Below are 18783 nucleotides of genomic sequence, written 5' to 3'. Positions count from 1 at the left end.
CACATCGACCTTCCGCCGCACTGGGAAGGTCGATTTGTGACACCTCAGCGGGGATCGCCTGCTTCACTTTTACGCCAGCCGCACTAGGTGGATGTGGGCGAGGGGCACGATCCGCACGTGCGCGACCTCGCGCGAGCGGCGGAGGGTGCCGGGGGCATGGACAGCGAGGTCGATGTGGTCACGACCGACCCGGTCGATGGTGCCGGCCAGCACACCCGTGGGGGTGTGGAGTTCGAGCGCCTTCCGGCGCCGGCACAGGTCCCGGAGCACGAACGGCAGGCCGATGCGGTCGACGATGCGCGCCGCGGACTCTGACTCGGCGTGCAGTGACGCCTCCACCTGGCCGGCGCGGAGCAGCACGCCGGCGATGGCGGCGAGCGGCAACACGCACTGTGCCGCGGCCGTCGCTGCGGGCACTCCTGCGGGCCCTGCTGCGGGCCCTGCTGCGGGCCCTGCTGCGGGCGGCACGGTCGCGGCGATCAGGTCGGCGGCGAGCCAGTCCCTGCCGAAGGCGGTCGGACGCACGGTGACAGTCTCACCGGACACGAGCACCACCTGAAGGAGCTGGGTGCCGCCGTTGGCATCCCGGCCGGACAGGCTGGTCAGCCGGTTCCGGAGCGACAGCCGCCCGAGCCGGAGCCGCTCCTCTTCGGCGCGCAGGTCTGTCTCCTCGGCGTTCAGCTCCTGCTCGAGCTGTCCCTCGAGGTCGTCGAAGAGGTTGTCCCAGCGCACAGCTCCGAAACTAGTCGGCCGGCCGCTGCGGCGCGCGGGTTATCCACAACTCATATAAACACTTGACGATTCCTCAGTTCTACTGGTTGAGTGTTCGCCTAAAGGTCATCCCCCGAACGGGGGCTGACGCAGCTCGTCCGCACATCGGAGCCGCCATGAACCAACTCCCCGCGCCCGCCGGATCCCCCGGCCAGACCGCAGCGGAGCGTACGGAACGGGCGGAACGTGCGGAACGGGCGGAACGGGAAAAGTTTCTGCAGGAGGACTTCTTCGGCGTGCAGCCGAGCACGCGACAGAACCTGCCCGACCCCGAGCCCCTGGTGGTGAACCTGACCCGGTGTGTGATCGAGGTGCTGGCTGGCGCCCGGGAACTCGACCAGATCGCACGCTGGGTGAGCGACGACGTCTACACGCACCTGCTGAAACGGGTGGTGCTCTCCGCCCGGGCCCGCGCCGTCAAGGGCCAGCGCCCGCAACGGCCCACGATCAGCATCGGCCGAGTGCACATTTCAGAGCCCCGCGACGGGGTGATCGAAGCGGTCGTCATCGTGCACACGCGCGCCCGCGCCCGCGCAGTCGCCCTGCGCCTGGAGGGGCTCGACAACCGCTGGCGGGCCAGCGCGATCAACGTGCTCTGACACTCAGCCCGTCGCACCCCGCACCCTCGCGCCCCGTTCGCCGCCGCGTGCGGGCAAAATGCCGCCTCAACGACCCATCGGGCGGCACTTTGGCCGCACACGCGACCAGGCGAATGCCCGCCGCGCCTCTCGCTCCCGCGACCAGGCGAACACCCGCCGCGCCCCTCGTTCCCGTCCTCCCTGTCGCTGCGTGCGGGCAAAGTGTCGCCTCAACGACCCCTCGGGCGGCACTTTGGCCGCACGCGCGGCCAGGACGGAGCGAACGCGGGAGCGGACGCGGGCCGGAGCGCGGGCCGGAGCGCGGGCGCGAACGCGTGCGGGCAAAATGCCGCCTCGTCGACCCGCGAGGCGACACTTTGGCCGCACACGCGACTAGGACGGGGCGGCCCGGGGCGAGCCGCAGCGCGGGAGCGCGGGAGCGCGGGAGCGCCGGAGCGCAACCGTACGGGCGCCCGCGCAGGGCGCCCGTACGGGCGCTACTTCTTCTTGCCCTGGGCGCGGCGCTCGGCGCGGTTGACCGGCGCGGCCCCGCCTGCTCCACCGGTGGGCTGGCCGAACGCACCACGCTGGGGCGGACCGGCCGGCGCTGCCGCACCGGCAGCATCCGCTTCGCCGGACTCGCCCGCGGCGGCTGCACGACGCGCGCGGTCCGTCGCGGCCTGCTGGATCTGGCCGCGCTGGTTGCGCACCTCGACTCCGCCGGAGTCGCTCGGGGCGGTGTAGCTGAGCTTCTCCTCGCCGGTGCCTGCGGGCGTGAGCCCCTTGGCGTCGACGATCGGGCCGGCGACCTCGCCCGGGGCCTGGCTCACCTCAACCTCGAGGTTGAACAGGAAGCCAACGGTCTCTTCCCGGATCTGCCCCATCATTTGCTGGAACATGGCGAAGCCCTCGCGCTGGTACTCGACCAGCGGGTCACGCTGCGCCATGGCGCGCAGGCCGATGCCGTCCTTCAGGTAGTCCATCTCGTACAGGTGGTCGCGCCAGCGGCGGTCGATCACCGAGAGCACCACGCGGCGCTCGAGTTCACGCATGGCCGGCGACCCGAGAGATTCCTCGCGGCGGCTGTAGGCGAGCTTGGCGTCGGAGAGGATCTCCCTGCGCATGAAGTCGCGGTTGATCTTGCCGCGGCTGCCCGCTTCGGTGACGACCTCGTCGATCGTCACGCCGACCGGGTAGAGCGTCTTCAGCTCGGTCCACAACGCGTCGAAGTCCCAGTCGTCGCCGTTGCCGTCGCCGGTGTGAACGTCGAGGACCTCGTTGATGACGTCTTCGAGGAAGCGCTCGATCCGCTCGTGCAGGTCGTCACCCTCGAGGATGTGACGCCGGTCGCTGTAAATCGCCTCACGCTGGCGGTTGAGGACGTCGTCGTACTTCAGCACGTTCTTGCGGATCTCGGCGTTCCGGCCTTCGACCTGAGACTGCGCGCTGCGGATGGCCCGGCTGACAACCTTGGATTCGATGGCCATGTCGTCGGGGACGCCCTGGCGTCCCATCAGGGCTTCAGCGGCTCCCGCGTTGAACAGCCGCATCAGGTCGTCGGTGAGCGAGAGGTAGAAACGGCTCTCCCCCGGGTCCCCCTGACGGCCGCTGCGTCCGCGGAGCTGGTTGTCGATCCGGCGGGATTCGTGCCGTTCGGTGCCGAGCACGTAGAGGCCACCGGCGGCGACGACCTTCTCGGCTTCCTCGTTCACCGTGGCCTTGACGTCGGCGAACACGTCGTCCCATGCTGCTTCGTAATCGTCGGGGGTCTCTACCGGGCTGAAGCCCTTGGCGTTCATCTCGGCGACGGCGAGGAATTCGGCGTTGCCGCCGAGCATGACGTCGGTGCCGCGGCCTGCCATATTGGTGGCGACGGTGACGGAGCCCAGACGTCCGGCCTGGGCGACGATGGCCGCCTCCCTGGCGTGGTTCTTGGCGTTCAGCACTTCATGCCGCACACCGCGTTTGGCCAGTAGCCGCGAGAGGTACTCGCTCTTCTCGACGCTGGTGGTCCCGACCAGGATGGGCTGGCCCTTCTCGTGGCGCTCGACGATGTCCTCGACCACCTGCTGGAACTTCGCCTCCTCGTTCTTGTAGACGAGGTCGGACTGGTCGATGCGCTGCATCGGCTTGTTGGTCGGGATGGGCACGACGCCCAGCTTGTAGGTGCTCATGAACTCGGCCGCCTCGGTCTCCGCCGTTCCGGTCATGCCGGAGAGCTTGGAGTAGAGGCGGAAGTAGTTCTGCAGGGTGACGGTGGCGAGGGTCTGGTTCTCGGCCTTGACCGCGACCCCTTCCTTGGCCTCGATCGCCTGGTGGATGCCCTCGTTGTAACGGCGGCCCATCAGGATGCGGCCGGTGTGCTCGTCGACGATGAGCACCTCGCCGTTCATCACCACGTAGTCCTTGTCCTTCTTGAACAGGGCGTTGGCCTTGATGGCGTTGTTGAGGAACGAGATCAGCGGCGTGTTCGCCGACTCGTACAGGTTGTCGATGCCGAGGTAGTCCTCGACCTTCTCGATCCCGGGCTCGAGCACGCCGACGGTGCGCTTCTTCTCGTCGACCTCGAAGTCTTCGTCGGGCACGAGCCGCTTGGCGAGGCTCGCGAATTCGTTGAACCACCGGTTGGCTTCACCGGATGCCGGCCCGGAGATGATCAGCGGGGTCCGGGCCTCGTCGATGAGGATCGAGTCGACCTCGTCGACGATGGCGTAGTAGTGGCCACGCTGCACCATGTCCGAGGCCTGCCAGGCCATGTTGTCGCGCAAGTAGTCGAAGCCGAACTCGTTGTTCGTCCCGTAGGTGATGTCCGACATGTACTGTTCCCGGCGCTCCTGGGGAGTCTGGCCGGACAGGATGCATCCGGTCGTCATCCCCAGGGCGCGGAACACGCGGCCCATGAGCTCACTCTGGTAGCTCGCGAGGTAGTCGTTGACGGTGATGATGTGCACGCCACGGCTGGTGATGGCGTTCAGGTACGCGGCGGTCGTGGCGACCAGGGTCTTGCCTTCACCGGTCTTCATCTCGGCGATGTTGCCGAGATGAAGTGCCGCGCCGCCCATCAGCTGGACGTCGAAGTGACGCAGGCCCAGGGTGCGCACCGAAGCCTCCCTGACCGCGGCGAACGCCTCCGGCAGCAGGTCGTCGAGTGACTCGCCGTTGCCGTAGCGTTCCCGCAGCTGCACTGTCTCGTTCTTCAGTTCCTCATCGCTGAGGCTCTTGAAGTCGTCTTCCAGCGCGTTGATGGCCTTCGCATAGTTCTCGAGACGACGGAGTACCCGCCCCTCGCCTACACGAAGAACCTTTTCAAGAATTGAGGCCACGAATGCACTCCACTAGTCGTCACGGCGCTCATTCACGCCTGTCGTCCGGCAACCGCACGCGCCTACCGGCTCAGCCGGCCGACACACCGCGCCGACTAACCGGCAATTATAACAATTCTACGTGGTCAGAGGCTGCGCTCGCGGGCAACCGTCTCGGCCTCCTGGTATTCCGGAGCATTGTCATCGAGCCCGATGACCCCATAGTCCCAACCCTTACGGCGGTAAACCACGCTCGGCCGGTTGGTCTCGGAATCCTGGAACAGGTAGAAATCGTGTCCCACCAATTCCATGAAGTAAAGCGCGTCGTCCACCGTCATGGGGGCGGACGCGAACACCTTCTTACGAATCACGACGGGGCAGTATTCCTCCGGCGCCGCTTCGCCTTCCTGACTCTGTTCTGTGACGACCGGGATGGACCCGGTGCGGACGCGTTCCAGCGTCTCGGCGTCGGCGGGGGTGATGTCGACGACGGAATCGAACCCGGCCGATGATGCCTCGTGCAGCGAGGTGGGGCGATGGGCGCCGCCACGATGCACCTTCTTGCGATCCTTGGCCCGGCGTACCCGCTCCAGCAGGCGGCCCAGGGCCACATCGAACGCAGCGTACTTGTCCGAGCCGTCGGCTTCGGCCCGAACCAGCGGACCTTTGCCGATCAGAGTCAGTTCGACTCGGTCGTTCCCTGCTGCGCCGTTCTTCTCACGGTGTCGGCTGACCTTAATCTCGAGTGCGAGAGCCTTCTCAGCGAGGCTGGCGATCTTGTCTGACTTTTCTGTCGCATAGTCCCGAAAGCGATCAGTGATCCCCAGGTTTCGTCCGACGATGTTAGTTTCCATGACGACCTCCAGATCTGGCGAACCGCCCAAATCAGGGCGGTCTTTTCGCGCCTTTCCCACCACCGTAGCCCGGGTGCCACCAGAAGTCACAGCATTTGCCGACCAGTTTGCTGTGAAGGGCTCGCTGGTGGCGGCGGAACCGGGTGACGGCGCGGGGTTTCCGCCAGCGCCGCCATCCCGAGCACGGTCCCGCCGCCGGCGATCACGGCGCGACGGGCTTCACACAGGGTCGCGCCGGTGGTCACGATGTCGTCGACGATCACGCAGCAGAGCCCCTCGGCGGAGCGCGTCGCGACCAGCGATCCGCTCTTGTTCCGCATCCGCTCCGCGCGCTGCAACCCCACCTGGTCGCGTGCCTCGCCGACCTGCCGCAGCACCGGGGTCGACCGCAGCCGGGCTCGTTTCAGCAGCAGCTCCACCGGGTGATAGCCACGGATGCGCCACGCCGCACGCGAGGACGGGATCGTAACGAGGTGCACAGTCCCGTTCCCAGGTTGCCCGGCTGCGAGCGCCGCGATGATCGCCTGCCGGAGCGCGGGCGCCAACGCCGAGGCGGCATCCGTTCGACCGCCGTCTTTGTACGCGCCGATCACCCGGCGCGCGACGCCCGAGTAGTCGAGACTGCACCAGACGGGCTGGCCGTCACGCTCGATGCGCCGAACCAACGGGTCGATGGCGAGCCGGCAGGCCGCGCAGAGCGCCCGGTCGGGTGCGCCGCAACCGCTGCACTGCGTGGGAGCCAGCACCGCCCAGGCATCACGCAGCGCCTCGAGTGCGACGGCGCGTGCGACGGCGCCGGGGGTGAGCGAGCGGTTCATGCGCAGATATTGCACCGTCAGGCCGGCTTCTGCTGGGCCAGCCGACCGATCGGTGGACAACTCGGCGGCGGCCTCCCTGTGGAGGACGCAGGGCGCGGGAGGTGCCGCCGGCAGGCGCGAACAGCTGGCGCCGCCTAGCCCACACCCTGCTGCGTGGCCACGAGCACCACCTGGCCGATGCGCTGCTGCCAGCCCACACCGCGTTGCACCAGCAGCCCGTGGTCCGAGGTGAGCGCCCGCAGGTCGCGGAGCGTGTTGCTGCCGACGATCGCGACGGCGTCCGGGGCCGACTCCAACTCGAGGCTTTGCCCGCCGATCCGGTACGCCTTCAGGGATTCCAGGCCGCCGGGGGACGTGGTCAACGCGGCAACGGTGAGTTCGTCGACCCAGGTCGCGTCCAGTGGAATCCCCGCTCCCGAGGCGAGGGTCACCGGCTCGCCGAGGCCGACCGGCAGGTTCTTGTCGCGTTTGATGCCGGCCACCACCAGCCGGGTGTCGTTTCCCGAGCGCATCAGGGCGATCACCCGCGTGCCGTCGCGGGAGACCTTGAGCGCCTGGATCGAGGTGTACTCCTCCCAGGGCGTCGGCAGCGGCACGATGTCGCCGGCGGTGTCGTAGACGACCACTTCGTTCGGGCGAGCGGATGGCACGGACCAGATGTACCCGAAGGTGTCGACCGATGGCATGACGAGGCCGGCGCGCGGGTCGAGCAGCTTCGGGCTGTCACCCACGGCCACGCCGTAAACGCCGTTCGGGGTGAGGGCGGCAGCCACCGTCTGCCCCGCCGACAGCGTGACCGCGCTCGGGGCGAGCCCGACGATCGCGTCGCTCAGCCCGGGGATCGGGGTGAGCGAGTCGCCGGTGGCGGCCAGGTAGCCGAATTGGCCGGCGCGGAGAACCAAAGCACGGGCGTCGACACGTGGATTCACCGCCGGCGCCTGCGCCCCGAGGTCGCCGATGTCCTGCGCGTTGCGGTCGACCGTGACGGTCACGCTGATCCCGGGCGGGAGGCTGTTCAGCAGCTGGTACTTCATCCGCTGCATCGTGATCCGGTCGGCGTTCAGCGCCTGGCTGTTGAGGTCGACCTTGGCGTCCCGCGCCACCACCTGCACGGCGTCGGCGGTGAGCTCGGTGCCTTCGGGGAAGGCGGTGGCCACGGCCCCGACCAGCCAGGGACTCGGCCCGGCCAGCACCGCCTTCACGATCCGCGTTGGCGCGGTCGCCCCGCGCGGGAACCAGCGCAGGTCCGGTACCAGGAAGCTGAAACCGGGGTCGTAGAAATAGAGCGCCTGGGCGCTGAACACATCGGGGAACGTGTTCTCGTCGATGACGATGCCGTTCGGCGCCTTGCTGATGCGCCACTGGCCGCCGACCTTGGCGAATTCATAGCGGAGCGGCGACTGGGTGGAGGTCTCGATTTCGTGGTATTCGCCGCTCCCATTGACTTCGGCCACCGGCTCGACCGACATCTGCATGGTGAGTTCGTCGATTTGCAGCGGTGTGCGGCCGATTCCATCATCGATCGTGACGCCGGTATCCGGTTTCCACGCGTCGCTGAAGTCCGGGGTGAGGAACTCCCGGGCAATGGCGTACTTGTTGTCGGGACTCGAGGCCGCCTCGATGAAACCGCGGAGGATCGTCTCCTGGCTGGCGTCCTTCTCCGGGCGGGAGGGCAGGAATACCGCCGGCGGGGTGTCGCCCTGCGGGGCGGGCTGGCCCACGCGCACGCCGCCGGCTCGCGGGATGCCGGAGCAGCCGCCGAGCACCATGCCGAGGGCGGTGAGTCCGGCGAGCGCGAGGCCGAGCATCCGGAATCTTCTAGTCATGCTGGCCTCCGTTCCCGCCGCCGATGTCAGTCCTGACAATGTTGGTGAGTGTATTCTCCGCGTCTTCGGGGGGAAGCGGCAGTGGAGATGCTGTGAGCGGGCCGAGGGCCCGACGGGGCAGGGTCAGCCGGAAGCAGGAGCCGTGCCCGGGGCTGGACCACACCTGCAGCCAGCCCTTGTGCGCGGTGGCATCTTCGAGGGAGATCGCCAGGCCCAGGCCGGTCCCGCCGATGGTGCGTTGCCGGGACGGGTCGGCGCGCCAGAACCGGTCGAACACATGGGCAACCTCGGCCTGGCTCATTCCCAGCCCGTAGTCCCGCACTGACAACGCCACCGCGCTCTGGTTGCTGTCCACAGACACCACGACCGGCTTGCCCTCACCGTGCTCGATGGCGTTTCCAATCAGGTTGTGCAGGATGCGACGGATGCGACGGGGGTCGACCTCTGCGTTGAGGTGTCCGCCGGGGGCGACCAGCCGAAGGTCGGTTCCCTTGGACTCCGCCAGCGAGCGCATCCCGTCGATCGCGTCTTCGGCCAGGTGCACGAGATTGGTCGGTTCGGATTCCAGCAGCACCGAACCCGCGTCGTAGCGGCTGATCTCCAGCAGGTCGGACAGCAACAGTTCGAACCGTTCCACCTGGGTGTGCAGCAGTTCGGCGGTGCGCCGCGTGGCCGGGGGGAACGAGTCCCTCTGGTCGAACAGCACGTCGCCGGCCAGCCGGATGGTGGTGAGCGGGGTCCGCAGCTCGTGCGAGACGTCGGACACGAACCGCTGCTGCACCTCGGAGAGGTCGGCGAGTTCCCGGATCTGGCTCTGCAGGCTGTCTGCCATCCCGTTGAATGACCGGGCCAGCGTGGCGATGACGTCCTCACCCTTCTCCGGGATCCGCACCTCGAGGTCGCCGGAGGCCAGCTTCTGGCTGGTCTCGGCCGCGACCCGGATCGGCGTGACGACGAAACGCACCACGATCCAGGTGACGGCGCCGATCAGCGCCATCAGCGCCACACCGGCGATGAGAAGCGTCTGCAACACGAACTGCAGCGTGTTCTCGGCGTCGCGCAGGCTGTACCCGATGTACAGCTCATATCGCCCGGCGACCGGAAGGGTGATCTGCGAGCCCACGACGACGCCGGGGATCTTGCCGCCATCCTCTGTGGTCAGGGCGACCGACTGCCAGTGCTGCTCGGCGGTGTTCTCCTGCACGGCCGCGCGCAGTTCAGGGGTGATCGCGTCCGTCGACGCGCCGAACCGGGAGAAGTCCTGCGGGGCGACAGTCGAGGGCTCCTGGCCGGGGACCCGGAACACGGCGATCAGGTTGGATGAGGATGCCGCGGAGATCGTGGTGGTGGCCGAGCCCAGAAGCATCTGCACCTGCACCCGATCGGTGGCGTCGGAGGAGTCGAGCACGCCCTGCGCCGCCGTGGTCGCCCGGTTGGAGTCCAGCAGCACCTGGCTGAGCCGTGACTGGAACAGGTCGTTGCCGATGCTGACGGACATGTACACGCCGACGATCACGATGGCCACGCCGGAGAACACCACGGTGATGCTGACCGTGCGGAATTGCAGCGACGAGCGCCACAGCGCGGCGATCGATCCGGGCCAGGACCGCCAGGACCGCCAGGTGATGCGGGAAACTCCCGTGGACCCAGCCACCGGTCTCCTAAGCCACCGATCCGGCCCGGTAGCCGACGCCGCGCACGGTCATGACGATGCGCGGGTTGTCCGGGTCGTCCTCCACCTTGGCGCGAAGCCGTTGCACGTGCACGTTGACCAGGCGGGTGTCAGCCTTGTAGTGGTAACCCCAGACCTGCTCGAGCAGCATCTCCCGGGTGAACACCTGCTGCGGCTTCGACGCCAGCGCGAGCAGCAGGTCGAATTCGAGCGGGGTCAGGTTGATCCGGGTGTCGCCGCGCTTGACCTCGTGTCCGGCGGCATCGACGATCAGGTCGCCGATGTGGAGGGTCTCGGACGCCGGCGCGGGAGCCGGGCGCAGACGGGTGCGGATCCGGGCGACGAGCTCCTTCGGGTTGAACGGTTTGACAATGTAGTCGTCGGCGCCGGACTCCAGGCCCTTGACTACGTCGGTGGTGTCCGACTTCGCGGTCAGCATGATGATGGGAACACCCGACTCGGACCGGATCAGGGCGCACACCTCGATGCCGTCGAGCCCCGGCAGCATCAGGTCGAGCAGCACCAGGTCTGGTTTGGCCTCGCGGAACGCGTCGAGGGCCTCCGCACCATCGGCGCAGAATGAGATCTCGAAGCCTTCGCTCTGCAGCACGATGCCGATCATCTCGGCCAGGGCGGTGTCGTCATCGACGACCAGAATGCGTGGGTTCATACGTCCGTTTTCGCTTACCTCGCGCGCAACTTCGCGACAAGTGATGCCATCTCTGGCACAAGAGTAGTCGAGTGCGCCCTCCGTTGGCCGTAGCACGCCCTTCCGGGGCATCGTTATGCCAGAGTTGATCTCGTGACCGATCCGCAGAATTGGCAACCACCCGCCATAGCCGCGCCCTCTGACGCGGCGCCGGGTTACGGGGAGTACCTGCCGGTCGGCGCCCCGAACGGCTGGGCCCCGCCGCCGAAGCCCGGTCTGATCCCTTTGCGCCCGTTGGGGTTCGGCACCCTGTTGTGGGCGCCGTTCCAGGTCCTCAAGCGCAACCCGAAGGCGACCTTCGGCAGCGCCCTGCTGGTGCAGGCCGGCATCACCCTGGTCACCCTCGTGGTGGTCGGCCTGGTCACCTTCTTCGCGCTCAGCCGGGTAGCGGATGCCCCGATCGACGAGCAGGACACCGTGATGGCGGGGGCGACCCTCACCATCGTGCTGTCCGCGTTGGTGCCGGTGGCCCTGTCGATCATCGCGTCGGCCCTGTTGCAGGGCATTATCGTGCTCGAGGTGGCCCGCGCCACGCTGGGCGAGAAGCTGCGGCTCGGTGCCCTCTGGCGCGGCGCCGGCCGCCGCCTGTGGCCGCTCGCCCTGTGGGCCGTCGTACTCGGCGGTGCGCTGCTCCTGGCCATCGCGATCATCGGCGGCCTGGTGGTGCTGCTGGTCGTGCTGGGCGGGCCGTGGCAGGTCATCGGCATCGTCATCGGGGTGCTCGGCGGACTCGCGCTGGTGGCGGCATCCGTCTGGGTGTTCACCCGCACGTCGCTGGTGCCGAGTCTCATCGTGCTGGAACGGCTGAGCATTCCTCGGGCGGTGCGGCGTTCCTGGTCGCTCACGACCGGATACTTCTGGCGCACCCTCGGCGTGGAGTTCCTGGTGGCGGCGATCGTGAACATCGTGGCGCAGATCGTGACCACGCCGCTGTCCATCCTCTTCGGCGTGGCGGTGAACCTGGTCGACCCGAACGGCGCCTTTGAGGCCTACATCCCGTCGATCGTGCTATATGTCCTGATCCTCTTCGTGGCCCTGGTGCTTGGCGCGGTCGCGGCGGTCGTGCAGTCGGCGACGACGGCGCTGATCTACATCGACCTGCGGATGCGCAAGGAGGGACTCGACCTCGAGCTGCAGCGCTTCGTCGAGTCAGCGGCGTCGCACGCGGCCGGGTCGAACGCGCAGTCGGGCACCGGCCCGGTGCCCGACCCGTACCTGACGTGACCGGCCGGTTCTCTCCGGCGGACATCCCGGTCGACCCGTCGGCGCCGGACGCGCAGCAGTGGCTGCGGGACGAACTGGCCAAGGCTCCGTACCAGGCGGCCAGGCCCACGTGGTTCGACCGGTTGTCGCAGGCGTTCTTCGACTGGCTGGGATCCCTGACCGCACCATCGGGCGACGGCTTCATCGCCTGGGTGCCGCTGATCATCACGGTGCTGGTCGTCGGGGTGGTGGTCGCGGCCTTCCTCATCTTCGGCCTGCCCCGGCTGAACCGCCGCAGCCGCCTGGCGGCCGAGTTGTTCGGCGATGACGACCGGCGAACCGCCGACGACATGCGCCGGGCCGGACAGGCTGCCGCCCAGCGCGGCGACTGGGGCCCGGCCATCGAGGAACTGTTCCGCGCCATCGCCCGCGGACTGGTGGAACGCACGGTGCTCACGGTGACACCCGGGACCACCTCCCACGAATTCGCGCTGCGTGCGGCCGTCGCATTCCCGGCCGAGCGCGGGCGCCTGGCGGAGGCCGCCCTGGCCTTCGACCAGGTGCGGTACCTCGGCCGGTCGGGCACCGAGCAGGGATACCGTGCGCTCAGTGAGCTCGACAGGGCACTTGCCACCGCGCAGCCCGCCGTATTCGCCGCCCCGGACGGGATGTCGAGCCGATGACCGCGTTCACACCAGCAGGTGTGCAGGACCCCAGGTCGGTCGCTCCCGCGACGTCGACGACACTCACGGTTCGCGCCGCCGGTCGCAAGGCCCTGTTCTGGGTGGTTGCCGCGGCCGCGGCCGTGCTGGTGTCGATCGTCGCCGCGCTCGTGGCAGGCGGCAGCAACGCGGCCGGGATCCCACTGGCCGGGGACAATCCGGCGCCCGCCGGGAGTATGGCGCTCGTGGAGGTGCTCCGGCAGCAAGGCGTCGAGGTGACCCTCGCGCACAGCCTCGCCGAGGCGCGAACCGCGGCCGAGGCATCCGCTGCCAGCACGCTGTTCTTCTCCGACGACAAGGGCTACCTCAGCGCGGAGCAACTGACCGAGATGGCCGGGCTGGCACCCCGAACCGTGATCGCCGCACCCGACTTCCGCGCCATCAGCACCCTCGCCCCGGAGGTCGGCTTCGGCGGCGTCTCCCACCGCGATGCCCTGACTGCGCACTGCGACCTGCCGGCCGCCGTGAAGGCCGGCACGCTCTCCCCCGGCGGCCGCACCCTCGGCGTGGCCGAACCGGGTTCGGCACCGGAAGGCACCACCCTCACCGGGTGCTTCCCGAGCGGCGACAACACGTTCTCGGTGGTCGAACGGGCAGCGGATGCCCACACGCTCACGCTGGTCGGGCCGGCCGAGGTGTTCAGCAACGACGAGATCGCCAGCTTCGGCAACGCCGCACTGGCGCTGAACCTGCTCGGTGCCGGCGACACCCTGGTCTGGTACCTGCCGACGCTCGCCGACGTTCCGCAGACTGGGCCGCCCTCGATCGGCGCACTGACGCCGGGCTGGGTCACGCCCACCCTGCTGCTGCTCGTGCTGGTGACCGTGGCCGCCGCGGTCTGGCGTGGACGCCGCTTCGGTCCGCTCGTCGCCGAGAACCTCCCGGTCACGGTGAAGGCGAGCGAAACCATGGAGGGAAGGGCCCGGCTGTACGCGCGGAGCTCGTCCCGGCTGCGCGCCCTCGACGCGCTGCGGGTGGGCGCCGTCCAGCGCCTCGCCGGCTACACCGGACTGTCCCGCACCGCATCGCTCGACGCTGTCGTGCTCGCCGTCGCCGCTGCCACCGGACACCCGGCGCCGAGCGTCAGATCGACCCTGCTCGACGCCGTCCCGGCCACCGACCGCGAACTCCTCGCCCTCTCCGACCAGCTCGCCGCCCTCGAACGCGCGACCCGGCGGGCGACGAACCCGTCAGTCCCGCCCAGCCAGCCCACTCAGCCCACTCAGCACGGAAGAATGGACCCATGACACCCGCACACGCCGAACAGGTCGCCGCAGATGCCGCCGAGCCCGTGAACAGGGATCCCGGCACCCGTGAGGCCGACAACCAAGAGCCCACCACGTCCGCGGTCGCGGGCTCCTCGGTCGAGAGCTCCGCGTCGGCCGCGGGGGGTGCCGACACCGTCGCTCACACCGACGCACTCCGCGCGACCCTGGCGCAGGTGCGCGCCGAGGTCGGCAAGGCCGTCGTCGGCCAGGACGGCGCCGTCACCGGGCTGATCATCGCGCTCCTCGCCCGCGGCCATGTGCTGTTGGAGGGGGTCCCCGGTGTGGCCAAGACACTCCTGGTGCGGTCGCTCAGCCACGCGCTCAGCCTCGACACCAAGCGTGTCCAGTTCACCCCCGACCTGATGCCCGGCGACGTGACCGGGTCGCTGGTCTACGACGCCAAGGCCGGCGACTTCGAGTTCCGCAAGGGACCGGTATTCACCAACATCATGCTTGCCGATGAGATCAACCGCACCCCGCCGAAGACCCAGTCGGCGCTGCTGGAGGCGATGGAGGAGCGCCAGGTCAGCGTCGACGGCGTGTCGCTGCCGTTGCCGGTGCCGTTCATCGTCGCGGCGACCATGAACCCGATCGAATACGAGGGCACGTACACGCTGCCCGAGGCGCAGCTGGACCGGTTCCTGCTGAAACTCGTGCTCGACCTCCCCGAGCGCGACACCGAGATCGAGGTGCTCCGGCGGCACGCCGCCGGGTTCAACCCGCGTGACCTGGCCGGGGCCGGGGTCACCCCGGTGCTGGGAGCCGAGCAGCTGGCGGCGGCGCAGGCGGCAGCGGCATCCGTTGGGACGAGCCCGGACGTGCTCGCCTACCTGGTCGACCTCGCTAGGGCTACGCGGCACAGCCCGTCGGTGAAACTCGGCGTGAGTCCCCGGGGCACCACCGCGCTGCTGGCCTCGGCCAAGGCGTGGGCCTGGCTCTCCGGATACGACGCGATCACTCCCGACCACGTGCAGGCGATGGTGCTGCCGGCGTGGCGCCACCGGATCCAGTTGCGCCCGGAGGCCGAGCTCGAGGGCGTCTCTGTTGACACCATCCTGCGGTCGATCCTGCAGCAGGTCCAGGTTCCGATCTAGTCATGACCGTCACCGGCCGCTTCGCCCTGCTCCTCGCCCTCGGCGTGGTGCCGATCGTGCTGCTCGGGCGCGGTCTGGCGGAGGCGGTGGGGGTGCTCGGGCTGTGGCTACTCCTCGCTGTCGCGCTGGGCGTCCTCGACCTGGTGCTGGCGGCCTCCCCTCGTGGGCTGGCCGTCGCCCGCTCGCTGCCGTCGCGGGTGCGACTCGGCGAATCTGTGACCAGCGAGTTGTACCTGACCAACACCGGGCGACGGATGCTGCGCGCGGTGGTCCGGGACGCCTGGCAGCCGTCGGCCGGTGCCGGCAACAACCGCTCACCGGTGTCGGTGCCGCCCGGGGAGCGACGGCTGGTGTCGCTGGTTCTCACGCCGTTCCGGCGCGGCGAACGTCGGGTGGGACACGTCACCGTGCGGTCGTTCGGGCCGCTCGGGCTGTTCGCCCGGCAGGCTACCCTCGACGCGCCCGGCCGGATCCGGGTGCTGCCGCCGTTCCACGCTCGCAAGCACCTGCCGTCGCGGATCGCCCGCCTCAAGGAACTCGACGGGCGAACGGCGGTGATGGTGCGCGGGCAGGGCACCGAGTTCGATTCGCTGCGGGAATACGTGCGCGGCGATGACGTGCGGTCGATCGACTGGCGGGCGACGGCCCGGCGGAACGATTCGGCGGCCGGCGCCGGGCAGAAGATAATGGTGCGCACCTGGCGTCCGGAGCGGGACCGCCGGGTCGTGATCCTGGTCGACACCGGACGCACCCAGGCGGCCCGCATCGACGACGAGCCGCGACTGGACACCGCCTTCGAGGCGTCGCTGCTGCTGGCCGCGCTCGCCTCCCGGGCCGGGGACCGGGTGGACTTCCTGGCCTACGACCGCCGGGTGCGCGGTCGGGTGCAGAGTGCGCAGGGCGCCGAGCTGCTCTCCCGGATGGTGGACGCGATGGCGCTGATCGAGCCGGAGCTGATCGAGATGGATTGGGCTGCCGTTCCCGCGCAGGTGCGCTCGATCACGTCGCAGCGGGCCCTGGTGGTGCTGGTCACGTCGGTGGACGCAGCCGGGGCTTCCACCGGACTGCTCTCGGTGCTCCCCCAGCTGACCCGCAGGCACACGGTTGTCGTCGCATCCGTCACCGACCCGGCGGCGCTGGCGGCATCACACCAGCGCGGCAACCGCGAGGAGGTGTACCGGGCGGCGGCAGCCGAGCGGGCGATGCTGGATGTGGCGCGTGTCTCGGCGGCGATCCGCCAGTTGGGCGCCGAGGTCGTCACGGGCGCACCCGCCGACCTGCCGCCCGCCCTGGCCGACCGCTACATCGCGTTGAAGGCCGCCGGGCGACTGTAGCGGGGCGTTCGCCCCGTCAGCACCGCCGCTCACCCTCATGTGCGCCACCATGTCCGCCCGCCACCGCTCGCAGCGCACCCTCGAGCGCCAGGTGTGCCGGGCACCCGATATCGCGCCCGGCACCCGAAATATCGCGCGCCCCGTGCATTCCCGCGCGCCCAGCGCCTGCGAGCGGATGCCTCAGCCGGCGAAGACGCGACTGGATCCGGCCCCGAACTCGTCCAGGTCCCCGGTCTCGCCCGCCCGGTATGCGCGCCGGCCGAGCACCAGCATGTAGGCCAGGAACGCGAGCAGCGCCGCCGCCCCGATCCCGATCTTCACCGGCCACGGCCACGGCGCGGGCGTGACGAAACCCTCGATGATGCCGGACACCAGCAGCACGAACACCAGTCCGATCGCCACAGTGAACAGTGCGCGGGCGTCCTCGGCAAGGGCCTGGCCGCGGGGGCGTGCCCCCGGCGCGATCCAGGCCCAGAAGATCCGCAGCCCGCCGGCTGCGGCGACGAAGATCGCCGTGAGTTCCAGCATCCCGTGCGGCGCGATGTACAGGAAGAACGTGTCGCCCTGGTCGTAGGCGAACATCACTGCCGCGTTGACGCCGAGGTTCTGCGCGTTCTGCAGCACGATGTACGGCACGTAGACGCCGAGGATGCCGAACGCGATGCACTGGGCGGCGATCCAGGCGTTGTTGGTCCAGACCTGCCCGGCGAACGACGCGGCGGGATTGCTCGAGTAGTAGTCGACGAAGTCCGTGTCGGCGAGCTTTTGCAATTCCGCGTCGGAGCCGAAATTGGCCAGCACCTGCGGGTTACCGAGCGCCCATGCGGCGTAGAGCCCGGCGACCAGGAAGGTCACCACGGCGACGGCCAGGGTCAGCCAGCGAAGCCGGTAGAGCGCCGCGGGCAGCTGCGCCACGAAGAACCGCGGGAGTTGCGCAAGCAGGTTCGCGCCCGCGCCCGTGAAGCGCAATCGGGCGCGGGAGAGCCCCACCGAGAGCCGGTCACCCTGGAGCGTCGACCCAGCCGTGGTCTTGATCGCGGAGAGCTGGGTGGCGCCGGCTTGGTACAGCTCGATCAACTCGTCGGCCTCGGAGCCGGAAAGCCGCCGCCGGTTGCCGAGGTCGGCAAGGCGGTCCCATTCGGCGCGGTGCGCGGCGGAGTAAGCGTCGAGATCCATCTGGTTCAATAGTAGACATGGCGAAGGCCCTGCCCCCGGTGGTTCACGACGAAGATCCGCGGAATGAGCACGAGCTCATCACGGGAGAGGCGGTTGCGCTCGATGTGCGCCCGGCGAGCGTGATCCTTCGGGCCGCCGGCACCATCATCGACTGGGTCGCCTACCTCCTGCTCTCCCTGTTGCTGTCGCTGCTGGTGGGCTGGCTGCTGGGCGACGTCATCGATGCCGCCCTCGGCCAGGCGTTGATGGTCACCGGCCTGGTCTTCTCGATCCTGATCGTGCCGATGCTGGTGGAGACCGTGACCAACGGACGCTCGCTCGGCAAACTCGCCATCGGCGCGCGTATCGTGCGCGACGATGGCGGCGCCATCCAGCTGCGGCACGCGTTCATTCGGGCGCTGGTGGGCGTGATCGAGATCTACATGACCTTTGGCGGCCTTGCGGTCACCATCGCTCTCCTCAACGGCAAGTCCAAGCGACTCGGAGACGTGCTCGCGGGCACCTACAGCCAGCATGAGAGAGTGCCCCGGTCAGCGGATGCCGCCTACGGCGTCCCCCTGGAACTCGCGTCCTGGGCGCACACTGCCGACGTCGCCAAGCTCCCTGACGGCCTCGCCCGCCGGATTGCCCAGTTCCTCCGCCAGGCCGCGAAGCAGAGCCCGCACGCACGGGACCGGATCGCCGCGGAACTGGCCGCCGAGGCATGCGCTTACGTCTCTCCCGTGCCCGCAGTGCCGGCCGAGGTGTTCCTGGCAGGCGTGCAGGCGCTTCGCCGTGATCGCGAGTACGCCGCTCTCCTCATCGAGCGCGGTCATCTCGACCGCCTCCACCCCGTGCTCTCGGGCCGGCCTCACGACTTCCCGGACCGCTGAGCCTGTCCGCCACTGCATCGGGCGCCCGGAGACCGGACGCGGCTGGTGGCCAACGCCGGACACCCGCGGAAAGCATCCGATTCACGCCGCACGGCTCCGCCCCCTTTCTTGCCGCTCCCGCCCCTTCTGCCTGGGTTGCCCGCGGGGCGCGGCACACCCAGGCAGCCGAAGATGTGCGGTACCTGCGCCGGTGTGCGGGTGGCACGCCTGCCGCTTAGCGGCGCACCTGCCGCCCACCTCAATTGGTGACCGCCGGCGGAGCGCGGCCGGCTCCTGCTGGTCGCTCGTTCGTTGAGCTGGGAGCGGATGCTGTGCCCCGTCGCCGGTGTGGGAAGGGATGGGATGGGTCGCGACAGGCTCGACCACCGGGGGGCTGCTCGACCACCGGAGGGGTTAAACGCAAGAAAGCCACCCCCGAAGGGATGGCTTTCTTGTGTGTTTCTAAGTTAAGTCCGGCGGTGTCCTACTCTCCCACAGGGTCTCCCCTGCAGTACCATCGGCGCTGAGAGTCTTAGCTTCCGGGTTCGGAATGTGACCGGGCGTTTCCCTCTCGCTATAGCCGCCGAAACACTTGTTGATGTTTA

15 protein-coding genes and 1 rRNA gene are annotated in these 18783 nt (G+C 69.2%); 7 read left to right on the top strand and 9 right to left on the bottom strand.

Annotated features, from left to right (window positions below):
• Nucleotides 1–69 precede the first annotated feature (69 nt).
• A complete protein-coding gene (locus tag AB4Y94_RS17190; protein ID WP_441729240.1) occupies nt 70–732 on the bottom strand; it encodes a hypothetical protein in 663 nt (220 codons plus the stop codon).
• Between the two features lie 155 nt (nt 733–887).
• On the opposite strand from AB4Y94_RS17190, the gene AB4Y94_RS17185 reads away from it, so the two are divergent.
• Nucleotides 888–1370 carry an Rv3235 family protein gene (locus AB4Y94_RS17185; protein WP_441729238.1) on the top strand — a complete coding sequence of 161 codons (483 nt, stop codon included), beginning with the start codon at nt 888–890 and terminating at the stop codon, nt 1368–1370.
• 476 nt (nt 1371–1846) lie between these two features.
• Here AB4Y94_RS17185 and secA read toward each other — a convergent pair whose 3' ends face one another.
• The 6 genes from secA to mtrA form a co-directional block, all read right to left on the bottom strand.
• Nucleotides 1847–4672, bottom strand: a complete 2826-nt coding sequence (gene secA / locus AB4Y94_RS17180) for a preprotein translocase subunit SecA (RefSeq protein ID WP_441729237.1) — start codon at nt 4670–4672, stop codon at nt 1847–1849.
• A 125-nt stretch (nt 4673–4797) separates the two neighbouring features.
• Entirely contained in the window at nt 4798–5505 is a 708-nt protein-coding gene (hpf, locus tag AB4Y94_RS17175; RefSeq protein ID WP_441729236.1) for a ribosome hibernation-promoting factor, HPF/YfiA family, read from the bottom strand.
• Nucleotides 5506–5591: 86 nt separating this feature from the next.
• On the bottom strand, nt 5592–6323 hold the full coding sequence (locus tag AB4Y94_RS17170) for a ComF family protein (protein WP_441729235.1): 732 nt from the start codon (nt 6321–6323) through the stop codon (nt 5592–5594).
• Between the two features lie 134 nt (nt 6324–6457).
• Complete coding sequence (locus AB4Y94_RS17165; protein WP_441729234.1) at nt 6458–8149, bottom strand: LpqB family beta-propeller domain-containing protein; 1692 nt, start codon at nt 8147–8149, stop codon at nt 6458–6460.
• Nucleotides 8142–9803, bottom strand: coding sequence for an MtrAB system histidine kinase MtrB (gene mtrB, locus AB4Y94_RS17160; protein WP_441729233.1), 1662 nt, complete (start codon nt 9801–9803; stop codon nt 8142–8144). Before mtrB ends, AB4Y94_RS17165 begins: the two co-directional genes overlap by 8 nt.
• 7 nt (nt 9804–9810) lie before the next feature.
• On the bottom strand, nt 9811–10491 hold the full coding sequence (gene mtrA, locus AB4Y94_RS17155) for an MtrAB system response regulator MtrA (RefSeq protein ID WP_441729232.1): 681 nt from the start codon (nt 10489–10491) through the stop codon (nt 9811–9813).
• A gap of 132 nt (nt 10492–10623) precedes the next feature.
• Here mtrA and AB4Y94_RS17150 point away from each other — a divergent pair, with 132 nt between their 5' ends.
• From AB4Y94_RS17150 to AB4Y94_RS17130, 5 genes are read left to right on the top strand one after another with little or no spacing between them, the layout of a single operon-like run.
• Nucleotides 10624–11754: a hypothetical protein gene (locus AB4Y94_RS17150; protein ID WP_441729231.1), complete on the top strand. Its 1131-nt coding sequence runs from the start codon at nt 10624–10626 to the stop codon at nt 11752–11754.
• Nucleotides 11751–12416 carry a DUF4129 domain-containing protein gene (locus AB4Y94_RS17145; protein ID WP_441729230.1) on the top strand — a complete coding sequence of 222 codons (666 nt, stop codon included), beginning with the start codon at nt 11751–11753 and terminating at the stop codon, nt 12414–12416. The genes AB4Y94_RS17150 and AB4Y94_RS17145 overlap by 4 nt, the downstream gene beginning before the upstream one ends.
• The gene (locus tag AB4Y94_RS17140; RefSeq protein WP_441729229.1) at nt 12413–13702 is read left to right on the top strand and encodes a DUF4350 domain-containing protein; all 1290 of its coding nucleotides are present in this window, start codon (nt 12413–12415) and stop codon (nt 13700–13702) included. Before AB4Y94_RS17145 ends, AB4Y94_RS17140 begins: the two co-directional genes overlap by 4 nt.
• Entirely contained in the window at nt 13699–14817 is a 1119-nt protein-coding gene (locus AB4Y94_RS17135) for an AAA family ATPase (protein ID WP_441729228.1), read from the top strand. The genes AB4Y94_RS17140 and AB4Y94_RS17135 overlap by 4 nt, the downstream gene beginning before the upstream one ends.
• Before the next feature lie 2 nt (nt 14818–14819).
• A complete protein-coding gene (locus AB4Y94_RS17130; protein WP_441729227.1) occupies nt 14820–16151 on the top strand; it encodes a DUF58 domain-containing protein in 1332 nt (443 codons plus the stop codon).
• 180 nt (nt 16152–16331) lie between these two features.
• Here AB4Y94_RS17130 and AB4Y94_RS17125 read toward each other — a convergent pair whose 3' ends face one another.
• Complete coding sequence (locus tag AB4Y94_RS17125; protein WP_441729226.1) at nt 16332–17327, bottom strand: stage II sporulation protein M; 996 nt, start codon at nt 17325–17327, stop codon at nt 16332–16334.
• Nucleotides 17328–17344: 17 nt separating this feature from the next.
• Here AB4Y94_RS17125 and AB4Y94_RS17120 point away from each other — a divergent pair, with 17 nt between their 5' ends.
• Nucleotides 17345–18199, top strand: a complete 855-nt coding sequence (locus AB4Y94_RS17120) for an RDD family protein (RefSeq protein ID WP_441729224.1) — start codon at nt 17345–17347, stop codon at nt 18197–18199.
• A 450-nt stretch (nt 18200–18649) separates the two neighbouring features.
• Here the strand turns inward: AB4Y94_RS17120 and rrf are convergent.
• Nucleotides 18650–18766: ribosomal RNA gene (gene rrf / locus AB4Y94_RS17115) — 5S ribosomal RNA — on the bottom strand.
• Between the last annotated feature and the right edge of the window lie 17 nt (nt 18767–18783).

The organism is Glaciibacter sp. 2TAF33, from assembly GCF_052114945.1.
In the GTDB taxonomy this organism is placed as follows: Bacteria; Actinomycetota; Actinomycetes; order Actinomycetales; family Microbacteriaceae; genus Cryobacterium.
Note: the sequence above shows the minus strand (reverse complement) of the source record. Positions and strands in the feature narration are given on the sequence as shown.

Excerpts from the sequence above, each read along its gene's own strand:
- AB4Y94_RS17140 (WP_441729229.1), top strand. The coding sequence starts at position 12,413 with ATGACCGCGTTCACACCAGCAGGTGTGCAGGACCCCAGGTCGGTCGCT.
- AB4Y94_RS17135 (WP_441729228.1), top strand. The coding sequence starts at position 13,699 with ATGACACCCGCACACGCCGAACAGGTCGCCGCAGATGCCGCCGAGCCC.
- AB4Y94_RS17170 (WP_441729235.1), bottom strand. The coding sequence starts at position 6,323 with ATGAACCGCTCGCTCACCCCCGGCGCCGTCGCACGCGCCGTCGCACTC.
- AB4Y94_RS17165 (WP_441729234.1), bottom strand. The coding sequence starts at position 8,149 with ATGACTAGAAGATTCCGGATGCTCGGCCTCGCGCTCGCCGGACTCACC.
- AB4Y94_RS17125 (WP_441729226.1), bottom strand. The coding sequence starts at position 17,327 with ATGGATCTCGACGCTTACTCCGCCGCGCACCGCGCCGAATGGGACCGC.
- mtrA (WP_441729232.1), bottom strand. The coding sequence starts at position 10,491 with ATGAACCCACGCATTCTGGTCGTCGATGACGACACCGCCCTGGCCGAG.
- AB4Y94_RS17130 (WP_441729227.1), top strand. The coding sequence starts at position 14,820 with ATGACCGTCACCGGCCGCTTCGCCCTGCTCCTCGCCCTCGGCGTGGTG.
- AB4Y94_RS17185 (WP_441729238.1), top strand. The coding sequence starts at position 888 with ATGAACCAACTCCCCGCGCCCGCCGGATCCCCCGGCCAGACCGCAGCG.
- AB4Y94_RS17120 (WP_441729224.1), top strand. The coding sequence starts at position 17,345 with ATGGCGAAGGCCCTGCCCCCGGTGGTTCACGACGAAGATCCGCGGAAT.
- hpf (WP_441729236.1), bottom strand. The coding sequence starts at position 5,505 with ATGGAAACTAACATCGTCGGACGAAACCTGGGGATCACTGATCGCTTT.